Below are 14956 nucleotides of genomic sequence, written 5' to 3' on the forward strand. Positions count from 1 at the left end.
TGCACATGAGTGCAGAATTGCTGCTAAACGTGACCCCGAGTGAAACTCGTGTGGCCATGATTGAAGGTGGAGTACTACAAGAAGTTCATATAGAACGTGAATCACGCCGTGGCATTGTGGGCAATATCTACAAAGGCAAAGTGAGCCGAGTATTGCCAGGCATGCAAGCGGCGTTTGTTGATATTGGTCTTGATAAAGCGGCGTTCTTACACGCATCAGATATCGTTCCACACACCGAATGTGTGGCAGAAAACGAAAAGCAACAATTCCAAGTACGTGATATTTCTGAATTGGTTCGCCAAGGTCAGGACATCGTTGTGCAAGTGGTGAAAGATCCTCTGGGCACTAAAGGCGCACGTCTTACAACCGATATCACCTTGCCATCACGTTATCTTGTCTTTATGCCGGGTGCTAGTCACGTCGGTGTCTCTCAGCGTATTGAAAGTGAAACAGAACGCGAGCGTTTAAAGAAAGTTGTCAATCACTACTGTGATGAGCATGGCGGCTTCATCATTCGTACTGCCGCAGAAGGTGCAGACGAAAAAGAGCTTTCTCAAGATGCGGCATTTTTGAAGCGTTTATGGCTGAAAGTCATGGAGCGTCGCTCGAAATATAAAACGCGTTCCACCTTGTACGGTGAGCTAGGTTTAGCCCAGCGAATTCTACGTGATTTTGTTGGCACTGAGCTTGACAAAATCATGGTCGACTCTCGCCTTGAATACGAGAATCTGAAAGAGTTTACCTCTGAATATGTGCCAGAGTTGACTGAGAAGCTTGAACTGTACGAAGGCGATAAGCCTATCTTCGATATGTACGACACAGAGAACGAAATCCAACGCTCTCTGGAACGCAAAGTCGAGCTTAAGTCCGGCGGCTATCTGATCATCGATCAAACGGAAGCCATGACTACGGTCGACATCAATACCGGCGCGTTTGTTGGCCGTCGCAATCTAGAAGAAACCATCTTCAATACCAACGTTGAAGCGACACAAGCAATCGCACGTCAACTTCGTCTGCGTAACCTTGGTGGCATCATCATTATCGACTTTATCGATATGGCATCGGATGAACACCGTAAGCGCGTTCTAAGCTCTCTTGAAGCTGCACTATCAAAAGACCGAGTGAAAACCAACATTAATGGTTTTACTCAACTAGGCTTAGTGGAGATGACTCGTAAGCGCACGCGCGAAAGTATTGAACATATCCTGTGTTCAAGCTGTCCTACTTGTGAAGGTCGCGGCAGCGTGAAGACTGTCGAAACGGTGTGTTACGAGATCTTGCGTGAAATTACCCGTGTTAACCGTGCTTACGATGCAGACAACTTTGTTGTGTACGCGTCACCGTACGTTGCGGAGACACTACTGGGTGATGAATCACACGCACTGGCTGAACTCGAAGTATTTATTGGTAAGCAAGTTCGTATTCAAGCTGAACCCCTGTACATTCAGGAGCAGTTTGACGTCGTCATGATGTAATTGGAAAATTTGTGAATTCTGGTTTTAACCGTTTCGGGCGTTTCTGCGCGTGGACTTTAGTTACTCTGTTGGTGCTTCTGGCCATCTTAGTAACCACACTGCGCGTAGCATTGCCACAACTTAACCACTTCCAAGATGAGATCAAAACCTGGGTCAAGCAAGGCACAGGTTTTGACTTTTCTATCACCAGCGTTGCTGGTTCTTGGCGTAACAGCCATCCCTCTATCGCCCTGCAAGGTTTAGAAGCGAATCTGCCTAATAACCAAGACGCTCGCTTTGCAGTGGATGAAATCCATATTGAATTCGATTTGATTCAATCTCTTCTGAGTTTTAAACCAGTTGTTGCTGATTTAACGATCGATGATTTAGCGTTAGACATCCGCACCGTCGACCTTTTGTCGAAATCAGAAAGCAAAGAGCCGCAAGCGAATGTCAGCAAAAATGAAACCAAGCTGATAGACCAATTAGACTCCTTGTTGCTGCGTCAGTTTGAAGACTTCACCATCACAGATTCTCGCATTTGGTATAAATCCGTTTCAGGCGAAACACGCCGTTTGGACATCGAGCAATTACGTTGGAGTAACCAAGGTAAGCACCATTTAGCTGAGGGCACGGTAAGCATTGCGGACGCCAGTCTCAACTCATTGTTAGTACGTGCTAACTTCAAAGATTACGGTTCGCTGCGTGATGTGTCGGGTGAGTTTTACGTCAGTGCGAAAGACGTCTCGGTAACGCCTTGGCTAACCACTTACATGCAAGATGAGTCTGGCGTTGAGTCAGGCAAAGTCAGCTTAAACACTTGGCTGACTCTTGAGCGCAGCCAACCAAGTTATGCTTATGTTGACTTACAACCTTCCGAGTTAGTGTGGGACGAAAATGGCCGTCATGATCTGTTATTAGAGTCTGGCATTTTCAAGCTGTCTCCTGATAAAGAGGGCTGGAAAGTAAATGGCCACTCACTGCAAATCCGCACCGATGACAGACCATGGCCAGAATTGGATGTCGCCTTTGATTGGCAACCGGATGGTTGGCTACTCAACCTTTCCCAATTAGATATTGAAGCGTTAACACCACTGGTTAAGTTGGCGCCAAAGTCTGAGTCCACTACCGATTTACTCAACAAGTTGGCACCAAAAGGACGAGTGGAAGACATTCGTCTATCGATGAATGGCGGCTTAGATACCTTGCGTTACTCTGCTGAGTTAGATGAACTGGGTTTAACACAATGGGAACTGCTTCCTGGCTTTAGTCATGTGCAAGGTAAAGTATCGGGTAACTTAGAACAGGCGAAAGCGAAAGTTACCGTTATTGATGATGTCTTCCCTTATGGGGATGTGTTCCAAGCGCCACTGAACATTAAGCAAGGTGAAGTTGACATCATTTGGCAGCAAGATGAAGATGGCTGGCGTTTGTGGTCCGATAAAGTGACGGCGGCGACACCTGACTTACAAGTGCTGGGCGCATTCCGCCTCGATTTCCCGAAAGAGCAAAGCCCATTTCTGTCGTTTTATGCCGAAGCTGACCTCTACAACGCAGGTGAAACATGGCGCTACCTTCCGACTTTAGCGCTTGGGCAAGATCTCACGGATTACCTATCTACCGCGATTCAAGGTGGTAAGGTCAATACCGCAAAACTGCTTTGGTATGGCGAGTTGGCCGACTTCCCATACAAAGAGCATAACGGCATGTTCCAAGCATGGGTTGGATTGAAGAACGCGAAGTTCAGCTTTGACACTGCTTGGCCGACCATCACAGATTTACAGCTCGATTTGTTGTTTGAAAACGACGCCATGTACCTAGATTCAAAGTCTGCCACGTTAAATGGCGTGAAAGCGAAGCGAATCACGGGACGCATTCCGGAGCTTGCAGAAGATGGCCATATTGAAATCGAAGCCAAGGCCAGCGCTCCGGGTAATGAAGTTCGCGACTACATGATGGCAACGCCACTGGTTGACTCTGTTGGTGCTGCCTTGACCGCGCTGCAAGTCAGTGGTCCGGTATATTCTGAGTTCCAACTGAACATCCCATTTGATTCAGACCGAGATGCGAGAGCTTGGGGGTATGCCGATCTTAAAAACAATCGCGTAGATATCGATGCGCCGCCTATGACGTTAGAAAATGCGACTGGGCGTATTAGATTCGATAACGATGTAGTGACCACATCTGGCTTGTCAGCGGAACTGTTGAAGCAACCAATCTCACTGGATTTCCGAGGTGAGAACGCTGAGCAAGGCTATAACGTGACCATCAACACCCTTGGTGATTGGGAAGTGGATCCACTTAAACCTTACCTTGGCGAGCGTTGGTTAAGTTTGGTTTCTGGTCATGCGCCGTGGCAAATGGACATCGACTTACAACTTAATGATGTCGGCTTTACCTACCAAGTCGATGTGCTTGCTCAACTTAGTCAGCTCGCGAGCGAATACCCATATCCATTGGCGAAAAAACGCGGTGAGAAAGGGCAAGCGAAACTGCAAGCTTCTGGCAACCAAGAAAGCATCTCGGCTCGATTACAAATCCCTAATGCGAAGTACCAGACGGAAATCGATATCTCTGGCGATGTACCTCTGCTAACCGCGACTAACCTGGTTATTGGCAATGGTGGCTTCAAGATAAGCCCAGTTGTGGGGCATGATGCTTCGATTCGTTTAGATGATTTGAGCCTCGATAAGTGGGCGGACTTAATGCACGTTCCACAAAGTACGACGCAATCGGTATTGTCGAGTATGAAAACGCCGACGATTCCCTTGCCAACGCGCGTCAGTATGGATGTGCAAAACCTAGAGCTCGGTGGTATTGAGTTCCACGACGTCGACTTAAATGCGCGTAAGAAGAACCTAAGTTGGCAGCTTGAAGTCGATAGCCAAGAGGTGAAAGGTAAAGCCAATTACCTCAAACCATATGATCTGTCTGTTTCATTGGATCACCTGCACTTGTACATTCCGGGTTTCGATGAGATGACCAAGGAGCGTAGTTCTCTGTTTGCTAGCGAAGATCAAACGGCGCCACTTATCTCAAACTTTGACCGTAAGTTCCATGCAGAGATGCCAAACTTAACGCTGAGCATCGATGATTTTTGGCTGCAAGGTTACAAGGTCGGTAAGGTGAACGTGGATGTTGAACGTGGCAACAACCGACTTGAATGGAAGAATGTAAACTTTAGTAGTGGCCAGAACCGCGTTGATATGAGTGGTTGGTGGGAGCTGACGAAAGAACGCAGTCATTCAAACCTGACCATGAAAGTAAAAGGTGAAAACAACAGTGATTTAATGGAGCGATTTGGTATCACTTCAGGTATCCAGCAAGCACCGTTTGAAATCAATGCCAACCTTGATTGGGATGGTGCGCCTTGGTCGATGAAAACGCAAAGCTTGCAAGGGGATGTCTCTACCGAGTTTGGTAAAGGCGTGATCACCGAAGTGAGTGGCGCGGCGCGATTACTGGGTCTGTTTAGTCTTGATTCGATCATCCGTAAGATGCAGCTCGACTTTACTGACGTGTTCGACAAAGGGATGGCATTTAACTCAATTACGGGTACAGGCAAAATCCAAGATGGTGTGTTTATTACCAACGATATTGTGATGGATGCGTTAGCCGGTGAGATGAAGATCCGCGGCATTGCCAATATGAACACTCGTTTGGTGGATGCCGAGGTGAACTTCACTCCGGATATTACTTCGGGTTTGCCTATGTTGACGGCCTTTGCGGTAGCGCCTCAAACGGCATTGTATGTTCTGGCGATTTCGACGGTTATCTCTCCTGTAGTGGAAGTCTTTACACAGGTAAACTACGAAGTGAAAGGCCCTCTGGATTCACCTACCGTAAAAGAGATTTCGCGAAGCAAAGGTGAATACAAGTTGCCAGAAAAACTGCGTGAGCAAGCGAAGTAATTACGCGGTCAGCCTTCTGACGAACAAGGAATTGAATACATGGAACGTGTTGGCATCATTCAAATGACATCGGGTCCAGATATCGAGCAGAATCTGGACTTCATTGCCAAGCAATGTGCATTGGCTGCTGAGCAAGGTGTGAAGCTGGTTGTGACACCAGAAAATACCACACAATTTGCCAACCGAGAGGCGTATCACCAGAACGCAGAAACTTTGGGTGACGGTCCGACTCAACAGCGCTTATCTGAGGTCGCACAGCACAACCAACTGACTTTAATCGTGGGCAGCATGCCGATTCGTACTGAACAAGGTGTGACTACCACGACATTGGTTTTCTCACCGCAAGGCGAGTGTATTGCTCACTACGATAAGCTGCATATGTTTGATGTGGATGTCGCTGACGGGCACGGCAGTTATCGCGAGTCGGATACTTTTACCGCTGGCAATCGCATCGTGACGGCAGAGACCAATATTGGTACGGTAGGGTTAAGTATTTGCTACGACGTACGCTTTCCTGAATTGTTTAAAGCGCTACGCTTAGCAGGAGCACAAGTTATTGTGGTGCCTGCTGCGTTTACCGCGGTGACGGGACAAGCGCATTGGGAAGTATTGCTTCGAGCGCGTGCGATTGAAACCCAATGTTGGATTCTAGCCTGCGGACAAACGGGGACGCATCCGTGTGGTCGCCAAACTTGGGGACACTCCATGGTGATTGACCCTTGGGGGCGCGTTCACCAACAATTGAATGACCAAGTAGGATTGCTGGTGGCCGAGATAGATTTGTCACACAACCAGCAAGTAAGGCAGAATATGCCGCTGACTCAACACAGTCGCTTTCAAAATGAATTGAAACGGAAATAAAAGAGCTAACTATGAGCATAAACCAAATAGAACAGGCACTCCTTGCCCCAAACGGTCTGACAGAGCAAGACATCGCTGACACACTAGCGAGCATTGCGACGCGCCAGATCGATTATGCGGACATTTACTTTCAGTCCAGCTGGCACGAGTCTCTGGTTCTAGAAGACAGCATCATTAAAGATGGCTCTTTCAATATTGACTGTGGTGTCGGTGTACGAGCAGTCACAGGCGAAAAAACCGGTTTCGCCTATTCAGACCAAATTCAACTAGACGGTTTGAAGCAAAGTGCGATTGCAGCGCGTGGTATTGCGCAGCAAGGCCAAAATGGCAAAGTGCACGCATTCAAACGTTCTGATAACCAAGCTTACTACGGTGCGGTAAACCCACTAGCAAGCTGGGAAAAGCAACAAAAAACCGAACTGTTGTTGTCTCTAGATGCGTACATTCGTACCAAAGAGCCAATGATCAAAGAAGTATCGATCAGCATCAGTGGTGTCCATGAGCAAATGTTGGTTGCTGCAACCGACGGTACTTACGCTGGTGATATCCGCCCGCTTGTCCGTCTTTCAATCAGTGTTCTTGCTGAAAAAGGCGATCGTCGTGAACGCGGCAGCGCTGGTGGCGGTGGTCGTTTCGGTTACGACTTCTTCCTATCTGAAACGAACGGCGTGAAACAAGCCTTCCAATTCGCTGATGAAGCGATTCGTATGGCGCTAGTGAATCTAGAAGCAGAAGCAGCACCTGCAGGCATGATGCCTGTGGTACTTGGTTCTGGTTGGCCGGGTGTATTGCTGCACGAAGCGGTAGGTCACGGTTTAGAGGGGGACTTCAACCGTAAAGAGTCTTCCGTATTCTCTGGCAAGATGGGTGAGCAAGTGACATCTCCACTTTGTACTATCGTGGATGATGGCACGCTAAAAGACCTACGCGGCTCATTGAACGTCGATGATGAAGGTGTGAACGGTCAGTACAACACACTTATCGAAAATGGTGTGCTTAAGGGCTACATGCAAGATAAGTTGAACGCACGCCTAATGGGTGTGAATCCTACAGGTAACGGTCGTCGTGAGTCTTACGCACATCTACCAATGCCACGTATGACCAACACTTACATGCTGCCGGGTGAGCACACGCCAGAAGAGATCATCTCTACAGTGAAGAAAGGTCTGTACGCACCAAACTTCGGGGGCGGTCAGGTGGACATCACTTCTGGTAAGTTCGTGTTCTCTGCATCGGAAGCGTACTTGATTGAAGATGGCAAAATCACTCGCCCAGTGAAAGGCGCAACGTTGATTGGCTCAGGCATCGAAGCAATGCAGCAAGTTTCTATGGTGGGTAACGACCTAAGCATCGACAGAGGCGTTGGCGTGTGTGGTAAGGCGGGTCAAAGCGTACCGGTTGGCGTTGGTCAGCCCACATTGAAGCTCGATTCCATCACCGTTGGTGGCACTGAATAAACTTCATCTGAAGCAGAATTAAAAAGAGCGCCCATTGAGCGCTCTTTTGTTTTTAGGAGGAGAGTGTTCGTTATAAGTTCTCTTCAGCGAACTCAGCCAAGCGACTGCGCACCACACCATTGAGGTGAATATTGGCGCTACCTTCAAAGTTCTTGAAGCGTTCAACCATATACGTCAAACCAGACGTCACTGGCGTGAGGTAATGAGAGTCAATCTGTGCCAAGTTACCCGAACACACAATCTTAGTGCCTTCACCACAACGGGTGATGATGGTTTTGATTTGTGAGGCGGTTAAGTTCTGGCACTCATCGAGCAAGACAAACGCATTCTGGATAGAACGGCCACGCATAAAGTTGATCGACTTAAACTGAATATTGGCTTTATCACAGATGTACTTCATCGAGCCCTCTGTGCAGTGGTCGTTCTTGTGCAGCGCTTCCAAGGTATCGGTCACCGCTGCTAACCAAGGCATCATTTTCTCTTCTTCCGAGCCCGGTAAGAAACCAATCGACTCACCAATGTCTGGCGTGTTACGCGTCACGATGATCTTATCGAACATGCCTTTTTCAATGGTTTGTTCCAATGCCGCTGCCATGGCAAGCAGTGTCTTACCACTACCTGCAGCACCGGTCAGAATCACCAAATCAATATCTGGATCGAGCAGGGCATCCATCGCCATGCCTTGATAGATATTTTTAGGTGTAATGTCCCAAGCGCGGCGATGCATCATGCGCTCACGGCTGAGGTCGAGTAAGGTGAGCTTATCCTCATTGATGGTTTCTACTCGGCCTACAAAATCACTCTCTTCATCAATCACGTATTGATTAATAAAGGTCGGATCGAACGGTTCGCGGCTGAGTTTATGGAACGTTTTTCCACCCAGCGCATAGCTTTCCACTTCATCCACGCCACTCCAAAAATCGCCTTCACGTTGTTGGAAGCCCTTGGTGAGGTATTGGATATCATCAATCAGCTGGTCCGTACGATAGTCTTCAACGAAACGCACGCCAGCGCCTTTGGCTCGCAAACGCATGTTGATGTCTTTGGTTACGAGCACGACTTCGCGTGGTGCGCGTTTGTTTTGCAGATAAAGCACCGCATTGAGTATGCGGTTGTCACCGGCTTTGTCGGCGAAGGCTTTGACGGTTTCCTGCAATTCGAAGTCCGCCAAAATAGAGATGGTGCCTTGGCTTGGGTTGTCTTTAGAAACGGGAATGCCTTCTGAGATTTCATCTGGCGTGGCTTCTCTAAATAAATCCTCCAAAGCGCGAATCGCAACGCGTGCATCTCGTGCAACATCACGTTTGCTGTCTTTGATTCGGTCGAGTTCTTCCAACACAGTCATTGGGATGACGACATCGTGTTCTTGGAAAGAGAAGATGGCGAAGGGTTCATGAAGAAGAATGTTGGTATCGAGTACAAACAGTTTCCGATCGGTATCGCCCATAGCGTCTCCTTGCCGCAGTGCGGCTTTGCTGGCTAGTAGTTAAGAAGGAACAGACTTCCTAACTCTGATTGCTTGCAATAGAGGTTGTCGGGCAATGTCGGTTAGTGCGCAACCGAGTAGCAAGACAACTTACTGCAAACCCGTGTTGATCCTAATCGTGTACTTAATGCGCTCAAATCATGCACGATGATTCTAAGCGCCCCTCAATAGAAGTATACGTAATATTTACTTCTTACAACTTAATAATTGTCATGAGTTTTTTACAATTTGATTGCATTCCTAATTCAGGAAAAAAAGTTTGCCCTCTGGGCGGTTTCGGCGTGACCTAAATCACAGCTTCAAGTAAGATTAGCGACCTTTTTCTGCGTATAGGCTACGCCCGATTTATCATGTTCAGCTGGCTTAAAAATGCACAGCACAAAGTGGCATGACAAGCACGATTGGCATAGCAGAAGCCAGAATCAGATCTAAACTAATATCCATGCCCATCGGGATGGGTAGAGACCAACAAGAAACAACAACGAGGTAGTCAATTCATGACATTTGCTTTGGGGCAGCGCTGGATTAGCGATACGGAAAGCGATTTAGGTTTAGGTACCGTAGTAGCAATGGATGCTCGTACTGTGACATTGATGTTTGCAGCATCAGAGGAAAACCGAGTTTACGCACGTAACGATGCACCAGTTACCCGAGTAACGTTCAACGTCGGTGATGTCATCGATTGCCAAGAAGGTTGGTCATTAAAAGTTGAAGAAGTACTGGAAGATGAAGGTCTATACACCTATTTCGGTACTCGTGAAGACACGCAAGAAACGGCGATCGTGCTGCGTGAAATCTTCCTAAGCAACCACATTCGTTTTAACAAACCGCAAGACAAGTTGTACGCAGGTCAAATCGACCGCATGGACAACTTCGTACTTCGCTACCGTGCGCTACAAAACCAATTTGAACAGCACAAGAGCCCAATGCGTGGCCTGTGTGGCATGCGCGCGGGTTTGATCCCTCACCAGCTTTACATTGCGCACGAAGTCGGTCGTCGTCACGCGCCTCGCGTATTGCTAGCGGATGAAGTAGGTCTTGGTAAAACCATCGAAGCGGGCATGATCATCCACCAGCAAGTGCTGGCGGGTCGTGCCGAGCGTATTCTTATCGTGGTTCCTGAGACGCTGCAACACCAGTGGCTCGTTGAGATGATGCGTCGTTTCAACCTGCACTTCTCTATCTTTGATGAAGAGCGATGTATTGAAGCGTTCGCAGAAGCAGAAAACCCATTCGATACGCAGCAATACGTATTGTGTTCTCTGGATTTCCTACGTAAGAGCCGCAAGCGTTTTGAGCAAGCGCTTGAAGGCGAGTGGGATCTATTGGTTGTCGATGAAGCGCACCACCTAGAGTGGAGCCAAGACAAACCAAGCCGCGAATACCAAGTGGTAGAAGGCTTGGCAGAACGCACTGCGGGTGTGCTTCTACTGACAGCGACGCCAGAGCAACTAGGTCGTGAAAGCCACTTCGCTCGTCTACGTCTTCTAGATCCAGATCGTTTCTACGATTACGACGCATTCGTTGAAGAAGAAGAGCAATACGCACCTGTTGCGGATGCTATCACCTCGCTATTCTCTGGTGAGAAGCTGCCTGACGAAGCGAAAAACCAAATTACTGAACTGCTTTCTGAGCAAGACGTTGAGCCACTATTCCGCATTATTGAAAGCGACAGTGATGAAGAAGCGAAAGCGTCAGCGCGCCAAGAACTGATCGACAACCTAATGGACCGTCACGGTACTGGCCGCGTTCTGTTCCGTAACACGCGTGCTGCAATCAAAGGCTTCCCGAAGCGTAACGTGCATCTAATGCCAATGGACATTCCGCAACAGTACACCACGTCAATGCGTGTATCAGGCATGATCGGTGGCAAGATGACACCAGAAGCACGCGCGGTGAAGAACCTTTACCCAGAAGAAATCTTCCAAGAATTTGAAGGCGAAGATTCAAGCTGGTGGCAGTTCGACTCACGTGTGAACTGGCTGCTTGAAAAAGTGAAAGAGAAGCGCAGCGACAAAGTCTTGGTTATAGCCTCTCGTGCAAGCACTGCACTGCAACTTGAGCAAGCATTGCGTGAGCGTGAAGGTATTCGTGCAACTGTATTCCATGAAGGCATGTCGATCCTTGAGCGTGATAAAGCGGCTGCTTACTTTGCGCAAGAAGAGGGGGGGGCGCAGGTTCTTATTTGTAGCGAAATCGGCTCAGAAGGTCGTAACTTCCAGTTTGCGAACCAGCTGGTGATGTTTGATTTGCCGTTCAACCCAGACTTGCTAGAGCAACGTATTGGTCGTTTGGACCGTATCGGTCAGAAGCGTGATATCGACATCCACGTCCCTTACCTAAAAGGCACGTCACAAGCGATCCTTGCACGTTGGTTCGATGAAGGTCTAAACGCGTTTGCTGAAACCTGTCCAACAGGTCGCGCGGTTTATGATAAGTACTCTGATGCGCTGATTGAAATGCTGGCGTCTGGCGATGTTTCAAATCTTGATGAAGTGATTGAAGAATCTGCGAAGATGAACAAAGAGCTGAAATCACAACTTGAGCAAGGTCGTGACCGTCTGCTAGAGATGCACTCAAACGGCGGCGACAAAGCGCAGCAAATCGTTGAGAAAATCGCATCGACAGATGGCGACACAAACCTAGTGACATTCGCGCTGTCTCTGTTCGATACCATTGGTTTGAACCAAGACGACAAAGGCGAAAACGCACTTGTGGTAACGCCATCTGAACACATGATGGTGCCAAGCTACCCAGGTTTGCCATACGAAGGCGCGACAATCACGTTTGACCGTGATACTGCGCTGTCTCGTGAGGATATGCATTTCATCAGTTGGGAACACCCAATGATTCAAGGCGGTATCGATCTGCTGATGAGCGAAGGTGTGGGTACCTCTGCGGTTTCTCTGCTGAAGAACAAAGCGCTACCAGTGGGCACTATCCTACTTGAACTGGTGTATGCGGTGGATGCACAAGCGCCGAAACGCAGCGGCATTGCTCGTTTCCTACCGAAGACGCCAATTCGCATGATGATGGATGCTCGTGGTAACGATCTGTCTTCTCAGGTTGAGTTTGAAGGTTTCAACCGTCAGCTTAGCCCGGTAAACCGTCACCTAGGCAGTAAGCTAGTGACATCAGTTCAGAAAGACATCCATAGCCTAATCGAAGCGGGTGACGCATTGGTTGAGCAGAAAGTGGAAGAAGTTCGCAACCAAGCGCATCAAGACATGCAACAAAGCTTGAATGCCGAGCTTGAGCGTCTACAAGCATTGAAAGCGGTAAACCCGAACATCCGTGATGAAGAAATTGAAGCGATTGAAGAGCAAATCAAAGAGCTAACAGGTTACATCAACCAAGCTCAGGTTCAGCTAGACTCGCTACGTCTGATTGTGGTCAGCCACAACTAATCAGCGTTCATACAAACGAAAAAAGGTCTTCAATTGAAGACCTTTTTCTTTATCTGAGCTTTGTTTACCCACGAGCTAAGCTAGTTGCTCGCAGATAATTACATCAACCACTTCCACCAAATAAACAGTGCTAAGAAGCCGAATAAGTAAATCAAACCCGCAATCGACAACCACTTCAATTTACGACCCAATGCCAATGGCTTAGGTAAGTCCGTTTTACTCACTAGAATGTAGTTCAATAGCGCGAAAAACGGCGTCGTCATAAATGCCAGCACCATGGCAAAGTCCAACATTGGCAGCAGTGCCGAAGCCCAGAACACAACAATTCCTAAAGCCAGTAGCGATACGATCAGCATGATCGCTGACGTCGCTTTCGGGTCAGTTTCTGGCTGTGAGCGCAGCAGGCGCTGAGAGTCTGAAATCACACGTGAGTAGCCATCAATCACCGTAATGGTACTACCGAAGATACAGAAGAATGCAATCACTGCAATTAGGTAACGTGACCACTCACCAATGGTCGAAGCGTACAAGCCAACAAGCTGGTGGGAGAAGCCTACGCCAGAGCTCTTAAGTTCAATGCCTGAGCCGTGTAGCATCAACGCACCTAGCGATACAAACACCAAAGCCAATACTGCTGTGCCAATGTAGCCGACATTGAAATCAAACAGGGCAGATTTTGCCGTAACCTCTTGTTGGCTAGTTTGGCGTTTTAACCACGCAGACGTCAAACAAGAGATCTCGATTGGAGCAGGCATCCAGCCCATGGTCACAACAATAAAGCCGATTGCTGCAATTGACCACGGAGAAGGGGATTCAAAGTTCGCAACAGGCTCTACAGGGTTACCAAATGCAATCGCCACCGCCAGCAAAGTCGCAATGGTCAGTACTGTCATGATGGCTTTAGAGAGCGTATCTAGGGCTTTGTAATGACCAGCAAATAGGATCACCAAGCACGTGACCAATACGATGATGCTGAGTGATGCCATCGACAATGAAAAAGGAATGAAGTAACCCAACAAGCTAGCACTGAACATCAACAGGGCTGCGGTATTGATTACCGCTGAAACAGCACTAAGAAACAAGAACAACCACAAGTATGGGCGACCAAGTTTGGCATAGCCTTCAACCAACGTTTTACCAGTGCCCATGGTGTACTGCACGCCTGCTCGGAAGAATGGGTATTTAAAAAGGTTTACCAGCAGGATGAGCGCCGCGAGTTGCCAGCCGTAGATAGCTCCAGCTTTGGTGGATGCAACAAGGTGAGAGCCACCGACGGCGGCAGAGGCCATGAGAATACCAGGACCAAGGGAACGGAAGAATTGCGAGACTTTGGATTGGGGTTGATCGGATACTGCGGATTCCATTTATTATTGTCCTTTTTGTGTCAACTAGTGCTTATAAATAACATTACCGCTCAGCTTGTCAATTTATATTTACGAGGTGATTTTTTTTATTTTTCTATTCGTTATTGACTTGGTTGTTTTTGTTATTTCTAAAAGTTATATCGATGGTCAAAAGAGGCAGAATTTAAGCGATTTTTCTGCATGCATCTTTGCATCTCTTGGGTATAATCAGCGCGTTTTTATTCTGTAGAGATCCAGCCCATGGCAATGCTTGAGTACAATCCACCAACCGACCCTTGGATTGATGTCGTTTTTGAAGATGAGCAAATTTTGGCGGTAAACAAGCCATCTGGTTTGCTTTCTGTGCCGGGGCGTCTTGCTGAGCATCACGACAGCATGTGGAGTCGCTTAACCGAGCAATACCCTGACATTCAAGTCGTGCATCGTTTAGATATGTGCACTTCTGGCTTGATGGTGCTCGCTAAAAACAAACGTGCAGAAAGCGCGTTAAAAAAGCAGTTTCAATACCGATTGACGCATAAGATTTACTACGCGCGAGTTTGGGGACATTTAGAGCAAGAAGAGGGTGAAATCGACCTGCCATTGATTTGTGATTGGCCGAATCGTCCCCTGCAGAAAGTGTGTTTTGAGGATGGCAAACCATCTAAAACGCTGTTCCAAGTAGCGAAGCGAGAAGATCATCCTGATGGCTCAAAGACGACGATTGTACGTTTGTTGCCGATCACTGGTCGCTCACACCAATTACGAGTTCATATGCAGGCATTAGGTCACCCGATTGTAGGCGATGAATTTTACGCAACTGAAGAAGCGAAAGCCTTCTCTGAGCGTCTAGAACTGCATGCCGCTGAGTTGAGCTTTTACCATCCGAAATGCCATTGGCTGCGCAGCATCTTTGTTCCTTGTGATTTTTACCCGGAAGCAGAAGCGATGATCTTTGACTATTTCGACCCAGCGCGTAAATTACCAGATTACAAAACACTGCCTCGCCCATAAATTCATCTTTAGGCAGTGAACAA

General features: G+C 47.9%; 8 protein-coding genes. 6 read left to right on the top strand and 2 right to left on the bottom strand.

All coding sequences use genetic code 11. The annotated features are described in order from the left end of the window. Window positions 1–5 precede the first annotated feature (5 nt). From rng to tldD, 4 genes are read left to right on the top strand one after another with little or no spacing between them, the layout of a single operon-like run. Window positions 6–1475, top strand: coding sequence for a ribonuclease G (gene rng, locus H735_RS14890; protein WP_005438152.1), 1470 nt, complete (start codon window positions 6–8; stop codon window positions 1473–1475). 11 nt (window positions 1476–1486) lie between these two features. After that, window positions 1487–5365: a YhdP family protein gene (locus H735_RS14895; protein ID WP_020195895.1), complete on the top strand. Its 3879-nt coding sequence runs from the start codon at window positions 1487–1489 to the stop codon at window positions 5363–5365. Window positions 5366–5404: 39 nt separating this feature from the next. After that, window positions 5405–6226, top strand: coding sequence for a carbon-nitrogen hydrolase family protein (locus tag H735_RS14900; protein WP_020195894.1), 822 nt, complete (start codon window positions 5405–5407; stop codon window positions 6224–6226). An 11-nt stretch (window positions 6227–6237) separates the two neighbouring features. Then, window positions 6238–7683, top strand: a complete 1446-nt coding sequence (gene tldD / locus H735_RS14905) for a metalloprotease TldD (RefSeq protein ID WP_020195893.1) — start codon at window positions 6238–6240, stop codon at window positions 7681–7683. A gap of 70 nt (window positions 7684–7753) precedes the next feature. On the opposite strand, the gene H735_RS14910 is transcribed toward tldD, so the two are convergent. Continuing rightward, entirely contained in the window at window positions 7754–9130 is a 1377-nt protein-coding gene (locus H735_RS14910; RefSeq protein ID WP_005438161.1) for a PhoH family protein, read from the bottom strand. 536 nt (window positions 9131–9666) lie between these two features. Here H735_RS14910 and rapA point away from each other — a divergent pair. Next, entirely contained in the window at window positions 9667–12576 is a 2910-nt protein-coding gene (rapA, locus tag H735_RS14915; RefSeq protein WP_020195892.1) for an RNA polymerase-associated protein RapA, read from the top strand. A 98-nt stretch (window positions 12577–12674) separates the two neighbouring features. Here rapA and H735_RS14920 read toward each other — a convergent pair whose 3' ends face one another. Continuing rightward, on the bottom strand, window positions 12675–13940 hold the full coding sequence (locus H735_RS14920) for an NRAMP family divalent metal transporter (RefSeq protein WP_009707642.1): 1266 nt from the start codon (window positions 13938–13940) through the stop codon (window positions 12675–12677). Between the two features lie 240 nt (window positions 13941–14180). Between H735_RS14920 and rluA the strand changes: the two genes are divergently transcribed. Next, complete coding sequence (rluA, locus tag H735_RS14925; protein ID WP_020195891.1) at window positions 14181–14933, top strand: bifunctional tRNA pseudouridine(32) synthase/23S rRNA pseudouridine(746) synthase RluA; 753 nt, start codon at window positions 14181–14183, stop codon at window positions 14931–14933. The last annotated feature ends 23 nt before the right edge of the window (window positions 14934–14956 follow it).

Source organism: Vibrio owensii CAIM 1854 = LMG 25443, assembly GCF_000817815.1.
Classification (GTDB): domain Bacteria; phylum Pseudomonadota; class Gammaproteobacteria; order Enterobacterales; family Vibrionaceae; genus Vibrio; species Vibrio owensii.

Bases quoted from the DNA above. Each gene is read 5' to 3' on its own strand.
- rng (WP_005438152.1), top strand. From the start codon at position 6: ATGAGTGCAGAATTGCTGCTAAACGTGACCCCGAGTGAAACTCGTGTG.
- H735_RS14900 (WP_020195894.1), top strand. From the start codon at position 5,405: ATGGAACGTGTTGGCATCATTCAAATGACATCGGGTCCAGATATCGAG.
- tldD (WP_020195893.1), top strand. From the start codon at position 6,238: ATGAGCATAAACCAAATAGAACAGGCACTCCTTGCCCCAAACGGTCTG.
- H735_RS14910 (WP_005438161.1), bottom strand. From the start codon at position 9,130: ATGGGCGATACCGATCGGAAACTGTTTGTACTCGATACCAACATTCTT.
- rapA (WP_020195892.1), top strand. From the start codon at position 9,667: ATGACATTTGCTTTGGGGCAGCGCTGGATTAGCGATACGGAAAGCGAT.
- H735_RS14920 (WP_009707642.1), bottom strand. From the start codon at position 13,940: ATGGAATCCGCAGTATCCGATCAACCCCAATCCAAAGTCTCGCAATTC.
- rluA (WP_020195891.1), top strand. From the start codon at position 14,181: ATGGCAATGCTTGAGTACAATCCACCAACCGACCCTTGGATTGATGTC.